This is a genomic window from Streptomyces sp. WY228, assembly GCF_019287315.1.
GTDB classification, from domain to species: domain Bacteria; phylum Actinomycetota; class Actinomycetes; order Streptomycetales; family Streptomycetaceae; genus Streptomyces; species Streptomyces caviscabies.
The window spans coordinates 7,571,171-7,590,487 of the sequence record NZ_CP079114.1; the positions used below are offsets into that span (position 1 = coordinate 7,571,171).

Annotated in this window: 19 protein-coding genes and 2 pseudogenes; 7 read left to right on the forward strand and 14 right to left on the reverse strand. The window is 72.6% G+C overall.

Going from position 1 to position 19,317, the window contains the following annotated elements:
- Positions 1-114 precede the first annotated feature (114 nt).
- From KV381_RS32970 to KV381_RS32995, 6 genes and pseudogenes are all read right to left on the reverse strand, one after another.
- A complete protein-coding gene (locus tag KV381_RS32970; RefSeq protein WP_103538975.1) occupies positions 115-522 on the reverse strand; it encodes an SHOCT domain-containing protein in 408 nt (135 codons plus the stop codon).
- 109 nt (positions 523-631) lie between these two features.
- Positions 632-1,132 carry an NUDIX hydrolase gene (locus KV381_RS32975; protein WP_103538974.1) on the reverse strand — a complete coding sequence of 167 codons (501 nt, stop codon included), beginning with the start codon at positions 1,130-1,132 and terminating at the stop codon, positions 632-634.
- A 75-nt stretch (positions 1,133-1,207) separates the two neighbouring features.
- Positions 1,208-1,970 (reverse strand): annotated as a pseudogene (locus KV381_RS32980) (hypothetical protein).
- Positions 1,967-2,980 carry an SPFH domain-containing protein gene (locus KV381_RS32985; RefSeq protein ID WP_218786945.1) on the reverse strand — a complete coding sequence of 338 codons (1,014 nt, stop codon included), beginning with the start codon at positions 2,978-2,980 and terminating at the stop codon, positions 1,967-1,969. Before KV381_RS32985 ends, KV381_RS32980 begins: the two are co-directional and overlap by 4 nt.
- Positions 2,981-3,036: 56 nt before the next feature.
- A complete protein-coding gene (locus tag KV381_RS32990; protein ID WP_218786946.1) occupies positions 3,037-3,678 on the reverse strand; it encodes an SDR family oxidoreductase in 642 nt (213 codons plus the stop codon).
- 243 nt (positions 3,679-3,921) lie between these two features.
- A complete protein-coding gene (locus tag KV381_RS32995) occupies positions 3,922-4,551 on the reverse strand; it encodes a TetR/AcrR family transcriptional regulator (RefSeq protein WP_030076599.1) in 630 nt (209 codons plus the stop codon).
- 160 nt (positions 4,552-4,711) lie between these two features.
- Between KV381_RS32995 and KV381_RS33000 the strand changes: the two genes are divergently transcribed.
- Both KV381_RS33000 and KV381_RS33005 read left to right on the forward strand, forming a co-directional pair.
- A complete protein-coding gene (locus KV381_RS33000) occupies positions 4,712-5,656 on the forward strand; it encodes a phosphatase PAP2 family protein (RefSeq protein ID WP_218786947.1) in 945 nt (314 codons plus the stop codon).
- A complete protein-coding gene (locus KV381_RS33005) occupies positions 5,653-6,621 on the forward strand; it encodes a hypothetical protein (RefSeq protein ID WP_193462800.1) in 969 nt (322 codons plus the stop codon). The genes KV381_RS33000 and KV381_RS33005 overlap by 4 nt, the downstream gene beginning before the upstream one ends.
- 50 nt (positions 6,622-6,671) lie before the next feature.
- Here KV381_RS33005 and KV381_RS33010 read toward each other — a convergent pair whose 3' ends face one another.
- Entirely contained in the window at positions 6,672-7,202 is a 531-nt protein-coding gene (locus KV381_RS33010; protein WP_030076604.1) for a PadR family transcriptional regulator, read from the reverse strand.
- A gap of 56 nt (positions 7,203-7,258) precedes the next feature.
- Positions 7,259-9,100, reverse strand: coding sequence for an FAD-dependent oxidoreductase (locus tag KV381_RS33015; protein ID WP_306438626.1), 1,842 nt, complete (start codon positions 9,098-9,100; stop codon positions 7,259-7,261).
- Between the two features lie 216 nt (positions 9,101-9,316).
- Between KV381_RS33015 and KV381_RS33020 the strand changes: the two genes are divergently transcribed.
- A complete protein-coding gene (locus tag KV381_RS33020; RefSeq protein WP_030076608.1) occupies positions 9,317-9,853 on the forward strand; it encodes a DoxX family protein in 537 nt (178 codons plus the stop codon).
- On the forward strand, positions 9,853-10,437 hold the full coding sequence (locus tag KV381_RS33025) for a hypothetical protein (protein WP_218786949.1): 585 nt from the start codon (positions 9,853-9,855) through the stop codon (positions 10,435-10,437). The genes KV381_RS33020 and KV381_RS33025 overlap by 1 nt, the downstream gene beginning before the upstream one ends.
- A 22-nt stretch (positions 10,438-10,459) precedes the next feature.
- Here KV381_RS33025 and KV381_RS33030 read toward each other — a convergent pair whose 3' ends face one another.
- The 4 genes and pseudogenes from KV381_RS33030 to KV381_RS33040 all read right to left on the reverse strand — a co-directional run bounded on the left by KV381_RS33030 (position 10,460) and on the right by KV381_RS33040 (position 13,933).
- A complete protein-coding gene (locus tag KV381_RS33030) occupies positions 10,460-12,547 on the reverse strand; it encodes an MMPL family transporter (protein WP_218786950.1) in 2,088 nt (695 codons plus the stop codon).
- A 136-nt stretch (positions 12,548-12,683) separates the two neighbouring features.
- A pseudogene (locus KV381_RS36775) lies at positions 12,684-12,812 on the reverse strand (MarR family transcriptional regulator); the annotation flags it as partial.
- On the reverse strand, positions 12,752-13,306 hold the full coding sequence (locus KV381_RS33035; protein ID WP_256995204.1) for a MarR family winged helix-turn-helix transcriptional regulator: 555 nt from the start codon (positions 13,304-13,306) through the stop codon (positions 12,752-12,754). The pseudogene KV381_RS36775 and the gene KV381_RS33035, both read right to left, overlap by 61 nt.
- 45 nt (positions 13,307-13,351) lie before the next feature.
- Positions 13,352-13,933, reverse strand: coding sequence for a fasciclin domain-containing protein (locus KV381_RS33040; protein ID WP_218786951.1), 582 nt, complete (start codon positions 13,931-13,933; stop codon positions 13,352-13,354).
- Positions 13,934-14,069: 136 nt separating this feature from the next.
- On the opposite strand from KV381_RS33040, the gene KV381_RS33045 reads away from it, so the two are divergent.
- Entirely contained in the window at positions 14,070-14,909 is an 840-nt protein-coding gene (locus KV381_RS33045) for a DUF1206 domain-containing protein (protein ID WP_030076619.1), read from the forward strand.
- Here KV381_RS33045 and KV381_RS33050 read toward each other — a convergent pair.
- Positions 14,894-15,400 carry a DUF4383 domain-containing protein gene (locus KV381_RS33050; RefSeq protein ID WP_050495444.1) on the reverse strand — a complete coding sequence of 169 codons (507 nt, stop codon included), beginning with the start codon at positions 15,398-15,400 and terminating at the stop codon, positions 14,894-14,896. The genes KV381_RS33045 and KV381_RS33050 overlap by 16 nt on opposite strands.
- A 105-nt stretch (positions 15,401-15,505) precedes the next feature.
- Here KV381_RS33050 and KV381_RS33055 point away from each other — a divergent pair, with 105 nt between their 5' ends.
- A complete protein-coding gene (locus tag KV381_RS33055; RefSeq protein WP_218786952.1) occupies positions 15,506-16,465 on the forward strand; it encodes a MerR family transcriptional regulator in 960 nt (319 codons plus the stop codon).
- A 60-nt stretch (positions 16,466-16,525) separates the two neighbouring features.
- On the opposite strand, the gene KV381_RS33060 is transcribed toward KV381_RS33055, so the two are convergent.
- Positions 16,526-17,734 carry a cysteine desulfurase-like protein gene (locus tag KV381_RS33060; protein ID WP_218786953.1) on the reverse strand — a complete coding sequence of 403 codons (1,209 nt, stop codon included), beginning with the start codon at positions 17,732-17,734 and terminating at the stop codon, positions 16,526-16,528.
- Positions 17,735-18,343: 609 nt separating this feature from the next.
- Between KV381_RS33060 and KV381_RS33065 the strand changes: the two genes are divergently transcribed.
- Positions 18,344-19,309, forward strand: a complete 966-nt coding sequence (locus tag KV381_RS33065) for a sterol desaturase family protein (protein WP_218786954.1) — start codon at positions 18,344-18,346, stop codon at positions 19,307-19,309.
- Positions 19,310-19,317: the final 8 nt, after the last annotated feature.

Sequence of the window (19,317 nt, forward strand, 5' to 3'; positions counted from 1 at the left end):
CGGGCGGGCGCGAGGGCCTCGCGCGCTTCGGCATGTCGCCCAGCCACTACCGGAACCTGGCGGTGGCCGGTCCCCACGCTCCGCACGCGGTGATGGAGTCCTTGCCGCTCGGACTCAGGCGAGCAGCTTCGCCTTCGCCTGCTCGTACTCCTCGGCGTTGAGTGCGCCCTTGTCCTTGAGCTCGGCGAGTTTCGCCAGAGCGTTCACGTGGTCGCTGCCGCCGCTGGATCCGCCCTGGCTCGCCGCGGCGTCGCGCACGTAGCTGCGGAACGCTGCCTCCGAATCCTTGGCCAGCTTCTCGTCGCGTTCGTGCATGCTGCGCCCGCGGACGACGAGATAGATCAGCACGCCCAGATACGGCAGCAGGATGACGAGCACCAGCCAGCCCGCCTTGGCCCAGCCGTTCAGCGAGTGGTCCCGGAAGAGGTCGGTGATCACCTTGAACAGCAGGAAGAACCACATGACCCACAGGAACAGGTACAGCATGGTCAGGAAGACGTTCAGGAGCGGGTAATCGTCCATGGGCCTACTCCGATCGCACGAATGGTCCCTTATTCATACAGTGGGTCTGGTTGGTCCGCATCTGTAGGTATGGGGGCCATGGGAGAGGTGCACGAGCGGGGGAGCGGCGTCAGCCGCGGTTCTCGGCCGGGGCGATCCGCAGCACATGCGCGGGCGGATGGGTGATGCCCAGCTCCGGTCGCCAGGCCGCCAGGATCTGTGCCGACGGATCGAACAGCGGGGCCGGCAGTTCCTCGGGCGCGATCCACCGCCAGGCGCTGATCAGGTGCGGCTCGGTCACTTCCGGGACCCCGGACGCGAGCTGTACGACGGCCGCCATGCTGATGCGGTTGATCCCGCCGATCACATCGTGGACCATCGCGATGACGTCCACGGACGCCTCGTCGGCCACCAGGCCCGTCTCCTCGCGCAGCTCCCGCGCGGCCGCCGCGGCGATCGACTCGTGCGTCGCGTCGACCTTCCCGCCCGGCAGTTCCCACGTACCGCTGTGGTGCCGGCCCAGCAGGACGCGCCCCCGGCCGTCCTCGACGATCACTCCGACCCCGAGCGCCGCCTGCGCCGTGGGCGGGCGGGTGTTGCGGGCGGTCTCGGTGACAGGGTCGGCCGGCATGGTGCTGGTTCTCCGCTCTCCGGTAGGCGTACGAGTGCGGACCACCGTAGCGAAACGGGGCCGGGCCGGGCGCACTCAGGTCACCAGGCGCAGCGACCTCTCCGCGATGCCGAGCCGTACGCTCTGACCCCAGGTCAGCTCCAGGGCGTCGGACTCCATCCCGTCCCCGAAGACCACGATCCGGTCCGACTCCACGGTCAGCCGCAGCCGCTGCCCCCGCCCCAGTTCGCCCGCCACCCTCGACGTCCCGGTCGCCGGGGAGGGCCAGGCCTCACGCACGAACCACAGGAGCCGCGCGTCACGGCGAGCGGGCCCAGCTGGTGCCGCCGGGCGGCCCGAGGTAGATCTCGTTCAGGGCGAGAAGGCGCTGCGTGTCGTCGGCGACGGCCTCGACCATCGTCAGTTCCTCCGCCCCGCCCCCGGCGGCGGTCGCGGCGCGCAGCAGGGCGGCCGCGTCGGCGTGGCGGTGGCGGACCAGGACGCCGGGGTTGCGCCCCGGGTCGGTGTCGATGCCCACCACCGGCTGCCCGGACAGATACTTCGCGGTGTTGGCGACCAGCCCGTCCTGGCCGACCACGACCACCACGTCCTCCGGGGCGAACAGGAAGCGGTCCAGGTCAGCCCGCTCCACCCGGGAGCTGCGCCAGGTGAGCGGCACCGCCGCCGCCACCTCGCGCAGCGCCTGCCGGGTGTCCTCGTGGCGGCGCGCCACCTCGTCGATCGAGCGGCCCCGACTGGACAGGAAGAACGCGGCCTGTCCGTGCGTCCCGTGCCGGGCGAGCAGCTCCTCGTACTCCGTCCGCCGGTGGACGAGCACCGCCCGGGGGGCCAGGCTCACGCGCCCGCACCGCCCGCCGGACGCCCGAGCCTGGTGAGCAGCCCGGTGAGAACGTCGGGGGAGAGGGTGAGGCTCTCGATGCGCGGCAGGTTCTCCGCGAGCCGGGTCGCCGCCAGGGCGTGCAACGTGGCCGGATCGACCTCGCCGTGCACCCGCAGCCAGGCGGCCTGTGCCTCGGCCCGCGCCGCGCCCGTCTCGCGCGCCGCCTCGGCCTCCGCGCGGGCCAGGCGCACCTTCCGGGACGCCTCCGCCTCCGTCCGTACGCCGTCGGCCCCGGCCTTCTCCTCGGCCTCACGGCGGGCGTTGGTGCCGCGCTGGTCGACCAGCTGTTCCTCCCGCCGGGCCAGTTCGATCTGGCTGGCGAGCTCGTTCTCGGCGATGGTGCGCTCGCGCTCGACGGCGACGGCCCGCCGTTCGTAGGTCGCCCGGTCCGCCTCCTGCTGGATCTGCTCGCGTGCCGGGGTGCGCAGAGCGCGCTCGACCTCGGCCTCGGGGCGGATCGCGACGACGCGCACGGCCACCACGTCGATGCCGGTGGCCGGGAGCCGGGGCTCGGCGGCGAGACCGGTGGCGACCCGTTCGCGTACGGACGCGACACCGTCCACCAGGGCCGCCGCGAGCGGGGTGCGGGCCAGCACGTCCAGCGTGTGCTGCTGCGCGGTCTCGGTGAGGAGGGTGGCGATCTGCTCCAGGGGTGCGCCGCGCCAGCTGCCGGTGTCCGGGTCCACGGAGAAGTCGAGCCGGTTCGCCGCCTCGGCCGGATCGCTGATCCGGTAGGTGACGGTGGCCTGCACGGTGACGTCCTGGAAGTCGGACGTACGGGCGTGGAACGCCATGGCCAGCTCCCGGTCGTCGACCGGTACTTCGGAGAGCGCCGCCGACAGCGACCGGTACCAGAAGCTGAGCCCCTGACCGTCGTGGGCGAGCCGGCCGCGCTTGTGGTGGCGGATGTGGGCGGTGGGCGCGGAGCGCAGGTGGCGCCAGCCGAAGCGCCGGGTGATGTCGGCCATGATGGTGACCCCCTCGATTTCGTCATGGCGACGATAAGGGGCGAAGGTCGATAGTGTCAAGATGACGAAAAGGGGGGTTCGGCCGTCCGGCGGCTCGGGTGTCTGGCCGGGATCTCGCCGCCCCCGTGCACGGCGAGGTCGGCGCCGTTGACGTACGAGGAGAGGTCGCCGGCCAGCCAGAGGCACGCCCGCGCCACATCGTCCGGCTCCGCGAGTCGCCCCATCGGGACGATGCCCGCCACCGCCGCCCCGTCGTCGTCGCCGTACAGCGCGGTGGCGTTCTCGGTGCGGACGGGGCCGACGGTGATGTGGTTGACCCGGACCCGCGGCGCCCATTCGAGGGCCAGTGCCCGGGTCAGCCCGAGCAGGCCCGCCTTGGCGGCGGAGTAGGCGGCGGTGCCGGGCTGCGGGTCGTGGGCGGAGACGCTGCCGATGTTGATCACGGTCCCGCCGTCCGGCTGCTCCCGCATCACCAGATTCGCCGCCTGGGCCGTGTAGAAGGGGCCGAGGAGGTTGAGTGCGACCACCTTCTCGACGAAGCGCGGCGAGACGGTCGCCGAATCGGCGTCCGCCGCCGGCACGATGACGTCCGCGCCGCTCGCGAGGAAGGCCCGCGCCATCGCGGCCCCCAGGCCCCTGGTGCCGCCGGTGACGAGTACCGCCCGACCGGTGAAGTCCATCGCGTGGGACAGGTCCATGGTCCGCCCTTCGCCCGTGGTTCCGGAGCGTCGCCGGGTCCCGTCCCCGCGCCCGCCTCCGTCCGGAATCTACCAAGCGCTTGTTAGGCAGGATAGAGGTGGGTCTTGAGGGAAAGGGTGCGGACACACGGGCGGCCGGTGGCCTCCGCGGAGGTCACCGGCCGGCCGGGCGGTGCGCCGCCCCCGTCCCCACGGTGCGGCGCGGGTGGACCGTCCCCATCCGCTGGGACCGGTCCACGTCTGTCAGGACTCCGGCGCTCCCGCCGTGAGCCCGAGGCTCGGGAGAACCGCCATCTCCACGAACCTGGTCAGATACGCCGCGTCGGCGTAACGCCCCTCCAGCAGCGGCCGGGCGCGCATCACGCCGAGCAGCTGGGCCGCCACGAACTCGGCCCCCGGGAGGTCCGCCGCGATCTCGCCGCGCGCCTGGCCCCGCCGGACCATCGCGTCGATCGCCGCGATCTCCGGCAGGATCAGCGCCTCGCGCAGCGCGCACAACAGCTCCGGGCTCTGCAGCGCGGCATGGCTGAGGGCGTGCATCAGCGGGGTGTCGCTCTCCGACGCCTCGCCGATCGCCCGTGCGGCCGCCAGCAGGTCCCCGGCCAGCGTCCCGGTGTCGATGTTCGGCAGCCGCATCCGGCGGGTGCCGTGCAGAGCGGCCACCACCAGCTCCGGCTTGGAGCCCCACTGCCGGTACAGCGTCGACTTCCCGCAGCGGGTGCGCGAGGCGACGCCCTCCATTGTCAGCGACTCGTAACCGCTCTCCCGCAACAGCTCCAGCACCGCCGCGTAGAGCTCCTGCGCCCGCTCCGGTGTGATTTTCGACCGGCGGGACGCGAGGGCTGACTCCGGTGCGGAATCGGGGGACGGCATGGGCTCTACCTCCTGCGGCGGTGCGGCGAGGTTCTCGATACGCCAGTGTACCGATACGCGCGTGTACCGATACGCCAACGTATCGGTACACTGGCGTATCGATACGGCGTGGATCTCACCGGGCCGTCCTGACACCGCTTCGCATCCAAGGGGGCACCGGGTGACGTACGCCCGCACCGAGCCCACGGACCAGGAGCCGGACATACGTGCCCGACCGCCCCTCGTCCGCGAGTTCCTTCTCGTGGCCGGACTCTTCCTGGCCTACAAGTTCGGCCGCCGGGCCGCCAACGGTCATGTCGAGGAGGCGTTCCGCAACGCGGGGCACGTATGGGACCTCGAACGCGCCCTGCACCTTCCCGGCGAGGGCGCGGTCCAGGGGCTGCTGCTGCACAGCGGGCCGCTGATCCACGCGGCGAACACCTACTACGCCACCGTGCACTTCCCGGCCACGGTTCTCTTCCTGGTCTGGCTCTTCTGGCGCCGCCCCCGGCACTACGTCTGGGCGCGCCGTGTGCTCGCAGCGCTCACCGCCGCCGCCCTGGTGCTGCACCTCCTGTTCCCGCTGGCCCCGCCCCGGATGCTGCCGGTCGCCGGAGTGGTCGACACCGGGCAGGTCTACGGGCCGACGGTGTACGGACAGACGCCCGCGACGGACACGATGGCGAACCAGTTCGCCGCGATGCCCTCGCTGCACGTCGGCTGGGCCGTGATGGTCGCCGTCGGGCTGATCGTCGCGACTCGTTCCCGGTGGCGCTGGCTGTGGCTGCTGCACCCGGCGCTCACCCTGCTCGTCGTGGTGGGCACGGCCAACCACTACTGGCTCGACGCGATCGTCGTCGCGGCGCTGCTCGCCGTCGCCCTCGCCGCGTTCCGGCTGCCGCTCTCCGTGCGCGACGCCCCGGCCAGGCCGCCCGGTCCGGGGCTGTGGGGGAGCGGCGACGGGGCCTCCGTACCGGCGTACGCGAACGGCGCGGCGGGGCACGCGGCCTTCGCGCCGGGGGCCTCCGGGCGCGGCGCCGGTGCGTCGGTCGTGCCGGCCCGGTCCTTCGAGCCCGCCGCCGGTGCCGGATCGCGGGCGCGTGCCCGGGCCGGGGCCGCGCGATGAACGCCACCCTGCTCGCCGTCGCGCTCTCCCTCGTCTCCGCCGCCGCCTACGCGGCCGCCGCCGTGGCCCAGTCCCGGCTTGCCGGCCGTACCGACCCCGCCACCGGTGTCCTGCGGCTGCTGGGCCGGGGCGCCTGGTGGTCGGCGGTCGGCCTCAACGCCGCGGGCGCGCTGCTGCACGTCGCCGCGCTCGCCTACGGCCCGCTCACCCTGGTCCAGCCGCTCGGCGCGCTCACGCTCGTCGTCGCCGTGCCGCTCGGGGCGCGGGCGGCCGGCCGCCGGGTCGGCCGGGTCGAGTGGCGGGGCACGGCCCTGACCCTGCTCGGCCTCGGCGCCCTGCTCCTGACCGCGGGCGGCTCCGCCCCGCACGAGACGCTCAGCCTTCCCGAGGCGCTCGGCGTGGGCGCGATCACCATGGCGGTCGTCGCCGGCCTTGGCAGGCCCGGGGCCCGGCCGGGGCTGCGGCACGCGGCGGCCTCCGGGATCACCTCCGGGGTCGCCTCCGCGCTCACCCAGACCCTCACCGTCGCCGTCACCGACCACTCCGGCGGCCCGCTGTTCAGCTGGCGGCTGCTGACGGTGGCGCTGCTCGTCTCCGCCTTCGCGATGGGCGGGCTGCTGCTCTCCCAGACCGCCTACCGGGGCGGGCTCGGCGCGCCGCTCGCGGTGGTCACCCTCGCCAACCCGGTCGCCGCCGCAGCGATCGGCCTGGCCCTGCTCGGCGAGCGCCTCCAGGGCGGGCCGGTCAGCCTGGCGCTCGCCCTCCTCGGCGCGGCGGCGGCCGTGCGCGGGGTGATCCTCCTCAGCCGGGCCCAGGCGCGGAACACGGAACGGGGCGGCGCGGCCGAGGAGCCGGTCGCCGCCCCGGTGGACCCGGTGCCCACCCGGGTCGTCATCGGCAGCCCCCGCCTCGCGGTCGCCCCCGAACCCATGGCCGTACGGGCGGGCGGCGCGCCGCACCCATGACGCCGAGCCGCACCCGTGAAGCCGCGCCCCGCCCGTGAGGCTTTCTGCGGTCAGTCGTCCAGGTCCGCGATGGCCCGGGTCAGCCAACCGATCCAGAACGTCTCCAGGTCGATGCCGCCCCGCAGCACCAGATACCGCAGCCGGTCCTCGGCGGTCGTCGGCGCGGGGGTGAAGCCGCGCTCCTCGATCTCGCGGTACTCCGCCAGCTGGCGTTCGTGCAGCGCGAGGTGACGGCGCAGCTCCGCGCCCATGCCGTCCGCCCCGACGACCGCCGCCGCCCGCATCCGCAGCAGCAGCGGATCACGGACCGGCCGAGGGTCCTCGGGGAGCGCGACCCACGCCGCCAGCTCCTCGCGGCCCGCGGGCAGCACCTCGTACTCCTTCTTCTGCCCCCGGGCCGGCACCGCCGTGGGCAGCGCCCTGATCCGCCCGGACTGCTCCAGTTTTCCCAGCTCGCGATAGATCTGCTGATGCGTCGACGACCAGAAGTAGCCGATCGACCGGTCGAACCTGCGGGTCAGTTCCAGACCCGAGGACGGCTTCTCCAGCAGAGCGGTGAGAATCGCGTGCGGCAGTGACATGGAGTGCATCCTAAGGACGGGGGCGCACAGCGGTACGGGCTCCCCGAAGGGCGGGCTCAGAGCGAGGCGGCCAGCTCCGTGCCCTGGCGGATGGCCCGCTTCGCGTCCAGCTCGGCCGCCACGTCCGCGCCGCCGATCAGATGGACCGGCACGGCCCCCGCGCTCAGCTCCTCGTACAGCTCGCGGCGCGGCTCCTGGCCCGCGCACAGCACCACCGTGTCGACCGGCAGCACCCGCCGCTCACCGTCGACGGTGAGGTGGAGGCCCTCGTCGTCGATGAGGTCGTAGGAGGCCCCGGCGATCATCTCGACGCCCCGGTGGCGCAGTTCGGTGCGGTGGATCCAGCCGGTCGTCTTGCCGAGCCCCGCGCCGACCTTGGAGCTCCTGCGCTGCACCAGGTGCACCGCGCGCGGCGACTTCGGGCGTTCGGGGGCGCGCAGCCCGCCCCGGTCCTCGTACGCCGTGTCCACGCCCCACTGCCGGAAGAACGTGTCCGCGTCCAGGCTCGCCGCGTCGCCGCCGTCGGTCAGGAACTCCGCGACGTCGAAGCCGATGCCGCCCGCGCCGACGATCGCCACCCGGTCGCCGACCGGCGCCCCGTCGCGCAGCACGTCCAGGTAGCTCACGACGTTCGGGTGGTCGGCGCCGGGGATCGCCGGGGTACGCGGCTCGACGCCGGTGGCGAGCACGATCTCGTCGTAACCGTCCAGGCTCCCGGTGTCGGCCCGGGTGGACAGGCGCACCTCGACGTCCAGCTCCGCCAGCCGGGTCCGGAAGTAGCGCAGCGTCTCGTCGAACTCCTCCTTGCCCGGCACCCGGCGCGCCACGTTCAGCTGACCGCCGATCTCGTCCGCCGTGTCGAACAGGGTCACCGCGTGCCCGCGCTCGGCCGCCGTCACCGAGCACGCGAGACCCGCCGGACCGGCGCCGACCACGGCGACGCGTTTGCGGGTCCGGGTGGGCGAGAGCACCAGCTCGGTCTCGTGGCAGGCGCGCGGGTTGACCAGGCAAGAGGTGATCTTGAGGCTGAAGATGTGGTCCAGACAGGCCTGGTTGCAGCCGATGCAGGTGTTGATGGCGTCCGCCCGGCCCGCCGCCGCCTTCGCGACGAACTCCGGGTCGGCCAGGAACGGCCGGGCCATCGAGACCATGTCCGCCCGGCCGGAGGCGAGGATCTCCTCGGCGACCTCGGGGGTGTTGATGCGGTTGCTCGTCACCAGCGGTACGGAGACCGCGCCGCGCACCTTCTCGGTCACCCAGCTGAACGCGCCGCGCGGCACGGAGGTGGCGATGGTCGGGATCCGGGCCTCGTGCCAGCCGATGCCGGTGTTGATGATCGTCGCGCCCGCCGCCTCGATCGCCTTCGCGAGGCGCACGATCCTCGCGGCCGTCCAGATAGCCTCGGAGCCCATGATCTCGACGCCGTCGTACCCGGCGAACCGGGCCAGCTCCGCCGCCCGCACGAACTCCTCGATGGTCTCCTCGACCTGGCCGTCGGTCAGGGCGTTCGGGGTGAACCCGCTGATCGGGGCCTTGAGCGCGCTCGGCGCGACCAGGTCGGGGTGGTGCGCGTACCGGCCGAAGTGCAGGATCTGCATCGCGATCCGGCCACCCGCCGCGTGCACCGCCGAGGTGATCTCCCGGTGCTGCTCCGCCTCCGCCTCGGTCGTCATCTTGGCCCCGCCGGGGAAGGAGCAGGCCCGCTCGCTGGGGGCGATGCCGCCGGTGACCATCAGGCCCACGCCGCCCCGGGCGCGCTCGGCGTAGAAGGCGGCCATCCGCTCGAAGCCGCGCTCGGCCTCCTCCAGACCGATGTGCATCGATCCCATGAGCACCCGGTTGGGAAGGGTGGTGAACCCGAGATCCAGCGGGCTCAGCAGGTTCGGGTACAGGCTCAGGGGGGCGCTCATGGGGTCTCCTCCGCACAGGGTCGTCGGGTCAGTTGTAGACCACCGCCCTGCGGTTATGCAACAAGTTGCACAATGATCTGCGTCGCAGTGCGGCCCTTGCGGCGCCCGGCCCGTGCCCCGTACGGCGTAGTCGGCCGCGCCCCTCGGGCACCCGCCGACGAGAGTGGGATCCGTACCCGAAGCCCTCTCACCCCGGGAGTCCTCATGGTCTGCGTCAACCGGGTCAACCGGCGTGATCTCGGTCTGCTCGCCCTGCGCGTCGGCACCGGCGCGGTGCTCGCTGCCCACGGCAGCCAGAAGCTGGCCGGCTGGTTCGGCGGCGGAGGCATCCAGGGCACCACGGCCGCCATGGAGGCGATGGGATTCCACCCGCCCAAACACAGCGCGGTGGCCGCCGGGCTCGGCGAGGCGGGCGGCGGCGTACTGCTGGCGCTCGGCCTCGCCACGCCGGCGGCGGGCGCGGCGGCCGCCGGGGCGATGGCCGGCGCGGTGGCCGTGCACGCCCCGGCGGGCTTCTTCGCCCAGGGCGGCGGCTACGAGTACCCGGCCTTCCTCGGCTTCACCGCCGCGGCCGTCGGTCTGACCGGCCCCGGGCGCTACTCCGTGGACCACGCCACCCGCCATGTCTTCGACCGCCCCTGGATGGTCGCGCTGGCCTTCGCGGGCAGCGCGGTCGCGGCCGCCGCGGTGGTCGGCAGGCGTGCGAAGGGTCAGGCCGGCCAGGCGCGGGAGGAGTCCTGATGAGCGAGGACCCCGCCCGGCCCGGCTCCACGCCGCCGGCCCGCCCCGTCGCGCCGTCCGGGCCGGAGACGGTGGCATCGACCGGATTCGGCCAGGGGCCACGGCCCGGACCCGGTCAGGGGGACACGCCGTGGCAGCGCGGCGACGGCCCGGCCGGGCCCGCGCCGGCCCCCGATCCGGACAGCCCCTGGGTGACCGGCGGTGTGCTCTTCGCCGGGGTGCTGATGCTCTGCCAGGGCGTCCTGGCGGCCCTGGAGGGCATCGCCGCCCTGGCCGACGGTGACGTCTACGGCGACGTCGGCGAGTACCTCTACCGGATCAGCCTCACCGGCTGGGGCTGGATCCACCTGGTGCTCGGCGTCTGTGTGGCCGTCACCGGGGCCGGGGTGCTCAAGGGGGCGGGCTGGGCGCGGGTGACCGGCATCGTGTTCGCCTCCCTGAACCTCTTCGCGCACTTCCTCTTCCTGCCGTACGCGCCCCTCTGGTCGGTGATCGTCATCGCCCTGGACATCTTCGTCATCTGGGCCCTGGCGGCCTACCGGGACCCGGGCTGGGCCCCGGGGGACGCGCTGCGCCGACCCTAGGGCCCGATCCGGACGGCACCTCTCAGCGTGTCTCGCGGCTCAGCGCCCCCGGCCACCACGCCTTCGGCCCGATGTCCCGCACCAGCGCCGGGACGAGGAGCGACCGGACGACCAGCGTGTCCAGCAGGACGCCGAACGCCACGATGAACGCGATCTGGAGCAGGAACGCCAGCGGGATCACCCCCAGCGCGGCGAACGTGGCCGCCAGGACGACGCCCGCCGAGGTGATGACCCCGCCGGTCGTGGTCAGCCCGCGCAGGATGCCCTCCCTGGTGCCGTGCCGCAGCGACTCCTCCCGGACCCGGGACATCAGGAAGATGTTGTAGTCGACGCCCAGGGCGACCAGGAACACGAACCCGTACAGCGGAACCGACGAATCCGTGCCGCTGAAGCCGAACACATGGGTGAAGACCAGCGAGGAGATGCCCAGCGTGGCGAGGAAGTTCAGTGCCACGGTCGCCACGAGCAGCACCGGCATCAGCAGTGACCGCAGGAGGAAGACCAGGATCACCAGGATGATGACCAGCACCACCGGCACGATCAGCATGCGGTCGTCCTCCGCCGTGCGCTGGGTGTCGTACTGCTGGGCGGTGTAGCCGCCGACCAGGGCGTCCGATCCGGGCACCGCGTGGACCGCGGTGCGCAGCTCGGCCACCGCCCCCTTGGCTCCGTCGCTGTCCGCCGCGTCCTTGAGGGTCGCGTCGATACGGACCTTGCCGTCGACGACGAGGGGCTCGCCGCCCGGCCGCCCGCTCGCGCTCACCGGTGCGACGGAGGCCACTCCTTCGGTGCGCTCGGCGGCCTCGGTGACCTCCGGCAGACGGTCCGCCGCGGCGATGATCACCGCCGGATTGCCCGAACCGCCGGGGAAGTGCTCGCTCAGCGTCTCCTGGGCGGCCACGGACGGCGCGTCGTTGACGAAGATCTCGTCCAGCGGAACCCCCTTGGAGGTGAGCGTGGGGGCGAACGCGGCACAGGCGATCAGGGCCGCCAGGGTGATCGCCCACACCTTGCGGGGCGCCCGGTCGACGAGGGCCGCGACCTTGTGCCAGATGCCGTGGCCGCCGGACACCTGGTCGTCGGCGGGCTTGGGCTTCGCCGGCCAGTAGGCCTTGCGGCCCAGCAGCACCAGGGCGGCGGGCAGGAAGGTGAGAGCGCTCAGGACCGAGCAGACGATGCCGATCGCGCCCACCGGACCGAGGGCCCGGTTGTTGGTGAGGTCGCTGAGCAGCAGGGCGAGCAGGCCGGCCGCCACCGTCGCGGCGCTGGCCGTGATCGGACCGAAGGACTCGCGCAGGGCGATGCGCATCGCGACGAACCGGTCGCCGTGGACGGCGAGTTCCTCCCGGAACCGGGCCGTGAGCAGCAGCGCGTAGTCCGTCGCCGCGCCGATCACCAGGATCGACAGAATGCCCTGCACCTGACCGTCCACGCGCACGATGTCGTGGTCGGCGAGGACGTAGACGATCGCACAGGACAGGGCGAGTGCGAACACCGCGCCGAGGATGATGACGAAGGGCAGCAGCACGCTGCGGTAGACGAGAAGCAGGATGACGAGCACCGTGATCAGGGCGACCCCGAGCAGCAGCCCGTCGATGCCCGCGAAGGCGTCGGACAGGTCGGCCTGACTGGCGGCCGGCCCCGCCAGTTGGACCGTCGTGCCGGGTACGGACGCGCCGGCCTCGTCGATCCTCTCCAGCACCGTGGGCAGTTCGTCCCCGAGACCGGGGCTCAGCTGCACGATGCCCTGGAGTGCGAGGCCGTCCTCCGAGGGCAGGGCGGGGGACGGTGCTCCGACGACGCCGTCACTCCCGGCGAGCGAGGCGAGGGCGCCGGTGGCGGCCTCCCGCTGCTCGTCGCTCACCGGAGCGTCCTTCTCCGCCGACGTCCAGACGACGATGGCAGGCAGGGTCTCGTTCTGCTGGAACGCCTTCTGCGCTTCGATGACCTGGGTGGACTCGGCGTTCTGGGGCAGGAAGGCGGCCTGATCGTTGGTGGCGACCTCGCCGAGCTTTCCGGCGAACGGGCCCAGCCCGCCGCCGACGCCGAGCCACGCGATGAGCAGGACGACGGGGATCAGCCAGCGGATCGACCGTGCAGGGGTGGACATGTCTCTCCCGGGGGTGGAGATATCTCAGTGGTTAACAATCTCAATCATTGAAATACATTACGGGACTGCTCGCGGGGACATCGCGGGGGGTGGTCCGGCGGCTCGTCGCCATGGACGCGCCCGGCCGGGGAAAGGCTCAGCGACGCGCCAGGGGAAGCTCTCCCAGCTCCTCGTTCATGGCGGTGAGGAAGCGCAGGACGGTCGTCAGCTCCGTCTCGCTGAAGCGCGCCCTGGCCCGTGCCGTGGCCTCGGCGAGCGGCATGAAGTCAGCTCGCCGCCGGGGCGTCTCGGGCTGCTCGCGGTCGAGTCAGCGACGTCCAGCACCACGGTCGTCAGGTCGCTGAAGCGCGCCCTGGCCCGTGCCGTGGCCTCGGCGAGCGGCATGAAGTAGTCGCGCGCGGCCGTCCGGGCGCTCGCCTCGTAGTACACGTGCACCACCCGGCGGTCGGCGCTCTCCCGGGCCCGCCGGATGTGCCCGGCCCGCTCCAGCCGGTCCAGACAGGCCGTCACCGCGCCGGAGGTGAGGCCCAGATGTTCGCGCAGCGCCCCCGGTGTCAGGGGCGCCGGGGCGTCGAGGATGGCGGCGAGCGCGCTCACATCCGTGGGGTGCAACTGCTGGCTCGCCGCGAAACCGTGGGTCATCCGGTTGATCTCGCTGTTCATCCGGCGGAGCTCGACCGCGAACGCGTGAAGGTCCGCGAGCGGCGCCTCGGGTTCCGAGGCGCCGCCGCGGGTCGGTCGGTCGTCGGCGCTGGTCACGCCCTCAGCGTATAGAACCTCCGCCCGTCGACCGTGCCCGGACCGTCACGACGACGGCGGCATGAGCACCGTGTCGACCAGGTTGACCGTGGCGTTGGCCGTCGGCACATCACCGCAGACGATCTTCGAGCTGTCGTTCACCGTGAACGCGGTGCCGGAGCCCTTCGTCGTGAGGTCGCTCCCTTCCAGCGTCTTGAAGGAGCCGTCCTCCAGCTGCTGGGTCGTGATCTTCTCGCCCACCACGTGGTACGTCAGCACCTTGGTGAGCTCCGCCTTGTCGTTGAGCAGCGCCTCCAGATCCGCCTTCGGGATCTTGTCGAAGGCGTCGTCGGTCGGCGCGAACACCGTGATGTCCTTCGCGTTGTTCAGGGTGTCGACCAGACCTGCCTTCTCCACCGCGCTGACAAGGGTGGAGAGTTCGGGGTTGTTGGACGCGGCGGTGGCCACCGGATCCTTCGCCATGCCCTCCAGGCTGCCCGCGCCCTCCGCGGGCACGGAGGAGCAGGCGGGGCCGTACGGTTCGGCGGGAGCCACGGCCTGGGCCTGCGGAGCGAAGAACGCCAGAGAGGCGGGAAAGGCGAGTGCCGCGGCGGCCGCCGCTGTGCGCTGCAGACGGTTGATCGTCATGATGTCTCCTCCGGATGTCTCCTCCGGCGAGCGGGGGGTGGTCTTCTCCGTCACCACCACGCTGCCGTGCACGGGTCCGCACCGCGCGTCGCGTCGTTTCTGCGTCGATCCGCCCGACCGGGGCAACCGGAATGACATGAATACCCGTTCAGTAGCAGCGCAGGGACGCGGCCGGGCCAAGCGGGCCGCGAACAGCACCGCGGTCGAGGCAGGGGCCCGTGCCGGGTTCGGGGCCCGTGGGGTGATCTACGTCCTCGTGGGCGTCCTCGCCCTGCGGATCGCGTTCACCGGCGGCGGCCAACAGGCCGACCGGGGCGGCGCGATCGCGGAGATAGCCGAGAAGCCCTTCGGGAAGGTCCTGCTCTGGGCGCTCGGCATCGCCCTGGTGGGGATGGCGCTCTGGCGGCTGTCGGAGGCGCTGTTCGGCCAGGCCGGGCCCGATGGGCGCAAGCCCGCCAAGCGGGCCATGGCGGCGGGCCGCTGCGTCTTCTACGGCTTCGTGGCCTACTCCGTGCTGTCCTTCGCCGCCGGTGACTCGGGCAGCGGCGGCGGGTCGTCGGACCAGCAGTCGCAGGACGTCACCGCCAAGGCGCTGGGCTGGCCCGGCGGCCAGTGGATCGTCGGCGTCGCGGGGGCCGCGGTGGCGTGCGCCGGTCTCTGGATCGCGGTCCGGGCGCTCCTGCGGAAGTTCCACAAGCACCTGAAGATGTCGGAGATGTCCCGGCGGACCCGCCGCGCCGTCGACGTCGCCGGAGTGTTCGGCGGTACGGCGCGGGGCACCGTCTTCGCCACGGCGGGCGGCTTCGCCGTGGCCGCCGCGATCGAGCACCGGCCGGACCGGTCCAAGGGCATGGACGACACCCTGCGCTCCTTCACGGACACCCCGGCGGGGCCGTGGCTCCTGGCGGTCATCGCCCTCGGACTGGTGGCCTTCGGAGTGTTCTCCTGGGCGAACGCCCGCTATCGCAAGGTCTGAACGCGCGTCCGGCGGGACTCGCGGGCCGCCTGTTCCGGGTGGCGGTGCCGCCAGTACGGGTTGTCGTGCGGCAGACCGCCGGTCACCCGCCCGTACATCCCGAACACGAGGATCAGCAGCCCCATCACGAAGCTGAAGACCACATTCGGCATCCCGAAGTCCAGGATGTTCGCGGGCCGGTCCAGGATGAAGAGGTGGGCGAAGCCGCTCAGCAGGAAGAGCGTGCCGATCGCCATGTTCAGCGTGGACGCGACGTTGCCGCCCACCGCGGCCCCGGCGATCAGCAGCACGCCGACGACCACTGAGATCAGGCTCAGCAGGCCGTTGGACGACAGTCCGGCGATACGGTCGCCGCTGGTGTCGAAGAAGCCCAGCTGCTGCGTGAAGCCGAGGATGCCGAAGGCGAGCAGGATGGTGCCGCAGAGGCCCGCACCGATCCGGTACACCCTCGCCAGCCGGTGATCGACGGGGAGTTCGTCGCTCAGTTTCATGACCGTCGCCTCTCGTTCCTGTTGTTCCCGGCCCGGATGCACTCAGCGAACAGCGCGGCGACGCACCGGGCAACATGCGTCGCTTTTGCGTCGTATGGTGAATTTATGGACCCAGTGACGATCCCTGCGGCGGACCCGGCGAGCGGGGGCCTGACCACCGGCGCGGTGGCCCGTCTGCTGGGCGTCGCGCCGACGACGCTGCGCTCGTGGGACCGCCGCTACGGCATCGGCCCGGCCGCCCGGGAGGGCGGCAGGCACCGACGCTGGACCGGGGCGGACATCGCGGCGCTGCGGGACATGTGCCGTCTGACGAGCGCGGGTCTGCCACCGGCCGAGGCCGCCCGCGCCGTCCTGGCCGGAACCTCCCGCGACGCGCCCGTGCCACGCTCCTGGCGCGCCTCCCGGGCCCCCGGACCGCTTCCGCTCGGCAGGACCCGCCGGGAGTGCCGCGGCCTGGCCCGGGCGGCGGTCCGGCTGGACGCGCCGGCCATGGACGAGCTGCTCACCGCGGTGCTCGATCGCTACGGACTGCCGGCCGCGTGGGACGAGGTGATGATGCCGACGCTGCACGCGGTGGGCCGCAAGTGGGAGACCGCGGGGGAGCGGTACGTCGAAGTCGAGCACCTGCTGTCGTGGCATGTCTCCGGTGCGCTGCGCGCGTTCTCGGCCGCGCGGCCGGCCGCCCCCGGCGCGGGCGTCTCCCTGCTGGCCTGTGTGCCCGGCGAGACCCATACGCTGGCCCTGGAGGCGCTCGCCGCCACCCTCGCCCAACAGGCCGTGCCGGTCCGGATGTTCGGCGCCGCCCTGCCCGCCGGGGCACTGGAGGAGGCGGTACGGCGCACCGGCCCCGCGGCGGTGGTGCTCTGGGCGCAGTCCCGCAGCACGGCCAGCCGCTCGCTCGTGGCCCGGGTGGCGGCGATCGAGTGGGGCGTAAGGGGCGCGCGCAGGCGGCCCGTCGTCCTGGTGGCCGGGCCCGGCTGGGCCGGGGAGCCGCCGCCGGGGGCCCGGTATCCGGCCGGGCTGGCCGACGCGGTGGACGTACTGGCCACGCTCGGCGCGCGGTGACCGTGTCCGCCGTACCCGCCGGCTCGGCTCGATCCGGCGTGCCGCCGTATCAGCCCGCCCTCACCGCAGGAAGTCCGACAGCCCCGTCAGAAGCCGCTCCACGTCGTCCATGTCGTTGTACGCGGACAGCCCGACGCGCAGACCGCCGCTGTCACCGAGCCCCAGGTGGCGGGAGGCCTCCAGGGCGTAGAAGGAGCCGGCGGGTGCGTGCACGCCGGAGCGGGCGAGAGCGCGGTAGGCGTCCGCCGCGTCCCGGCCCTCGAAGGTGAGCAGCAGGGTGGGGGTGCGTTCGGCGGCCCGGGAACGCACCGTCACCCCGCCCAGTTCGCGCACCGCCTTCTCGATGTACACCCGCAGCGCCGTCTCGTGCGCGTCGATCGCCGCGTACGCCGACCGCAGCCGCTCACGACGTCCGGCGCCGGCATCGGCGCCGGCGCCCAGGCTCGCGAGGAAGTCCACCGCCGCGCGGGTGCCCGCCATCGACTCGTAGGGCAGGGTGCCGAGTTCGAAGCGCTCCGGTACGGCGTCGGTGGACGGGGCCAGCTTGTCCGGGCGCAGGGTGTCGAGCAGTTCGGGCCGGGCGGCGAGCACCCCGTGATGGGGGCCGAAGAACTTGTACGGGGAGCAGACGAAGAAGTCAGCCCCGAGCCGCTCCACATCCACCGTGTGGTGCGCGGTGAGATGGACCCCGTCCACGTACAACAGCGCACCGGCCCGGTGGACGAGTCCGGCGACGGCCGGGATGTCGGGCCGGGTGCCGATGAGGTTGGACGCGCCGGTCACCGCGACCAGCCGGGTCCGTTCGGTGAGCTGCGCGCCGATGGTCTCCGGGGGCAGCTCGCCGGTCGCCGGGTCGAAGTCCGCCCACCGCACCACCGCCCCGGCGCGTTCGGCCGCCCGCACCCACGGGCGGATGTTGGCATCGTGGTCCAGCCGGCTGACCACCACCTCGTCACCCGGGTTCCAGGATCCGGACAGGGTCCGCGAGAAGTCGTAGGTGAGCTGGGTGGCGCTGCGGCCGTACACGATCCCGCCCGGGTCCGCGCCGAGCAGATCCGCCATCGCCTGCCGGAACCCGAGGACGATCTCCTCCGCGTTCACCTCCCCGGGCAGGGCGGCGCCGCGGATCGACAGGGGGCGGCTCATCGCCTCGCCGATCGCGGCGATGACGGAGGCCGGGGTCTGGGTGCCGCCCGGTCCGTCGAAGTGCGCCGTACCGGACCGCAGGGCGGGGAACTGTGCGCGCACCGCGCCGACGTCGTACGACAAGGAGACTCCTCGATTCGCTGATGCGCTGCCGGTTCTGTCGCCGGGCCGCGCGACCGGACCGCGCTGTCGGATCCGCGGTGATCATCGCAGGCCGGTGTCCTCCGGCGGAAGGCGTGGGGCCGGTCGGGGGCGCTTTCGTGGTGCGGCGTCCGCGCGGGCGCACCGCTCCCCGCCCGGACGCACGCCCGAGCGTGAGACATCGCCCCAGAGCGTGAGGCATCAGGCACCGGCGCATCGGAATGCGCCGTATTTCGGTGTAGCGATGATCCTATGAAGGAATTGCTCGCACATATGAACCCGCCTCGGTCACGCGATCCGCTTGTGCGATCCTCCCCGCATTCCTGCCGTAGATAAATGCGCCGCACAATTTCTGCGCTTCGGTCGTGATTAAAGCCGTGGGAACGGGAAATAGATGATCTGGGCTGATGGGGTCGGGGGCATCAGTTCACGCCACGGCCGAATGTCATCGGGCCGGGTGTCTGAAAGTCGCCAGCGCGGGGGTCATGGTCGCCACCCGGGCTTCCTGTTACTCGCCAGGCTGCTCCGGCCTGCGCTGATGCGATGCGATGAGTCTCTCCCCCCAGCACTGTCACTTGCGGAGGGTCACGGATGGACGAGCACGAACGCTCCACCGATGGCGAAATCTATTCGGCCGACTTTTCGGTTGGCTTTCCGGCCGGCTTTCCGGTCGGGCGGAAGGGGCGGGTCGGTAATTCCCCTGCGCGGTTCCTTTGTGCCGTCGCCTACCCCGTCCTCCTCCTCTCGGTCGTCTCCGTGGGTGCGGCCGCATTGTGGCTGAAATGGGATCCGGCTTGGGTCAGCCCCCTTTTCCTGGTCGGGGTCATCGCTTACCTGTCCCTCCTGGAACGGCTGATTCCTTATGACCGGAACTGGCACCCGGGAAAGGACGAGTGGCGCTGGTACGGCATCTACTTCCTGCTCACCATGGCCGGAAGCGGTCTGGCGCAACTGCTGGTGGCGCTGGCCGTCGGCCTGATCTCGCCGGAGGAGCCGACCCGTCACCTCTGGGTCGAGATCCCGGGGGCGCTCCTGGCCGGATCGCTCGTCAGCTACCTGGTGCACCGGCTGAGCCACCGCAACGCCCTCCTCTGGCGGCTGCACGGAGTGCATCACGTCCCGGAGAAGGTCAATGTCGCCAACAACGGCGTCAACCACGTGCTGGACATCGTCCTGGCCCAGAGCCTCGTCCAGCTGACCCTGGCCCTCGTCGGGTTCTCCCGCCCCGCGGTGCTGGTGGCCGGACTCTTCGTCGCCGCCCAGGGCTACTTCGTCCACGCCAACATCGATGTCCGCATCGGGCCGCTCAACCATCTGCTGGCCGGCCCCGAGCAGCACCGGCTGCACCACAGCACCGATCTGTCCGAAGCCGGCCACTACGGCTCCGACCTGTCGTGCTGGGACCACCTCTTCGGCACCTTCACCTGGTACCCCGGCCGCGAACCCACCGCCGTCGGTCTCCAGGACCCCACGGCCTTCCCCGGCACCGGCGAGATCCTCGCCGCCCTCCTGCACCCCTGGCGACGCAGACCCGCACCGGGCCCCGGCCCGGAATGACCGCCGCC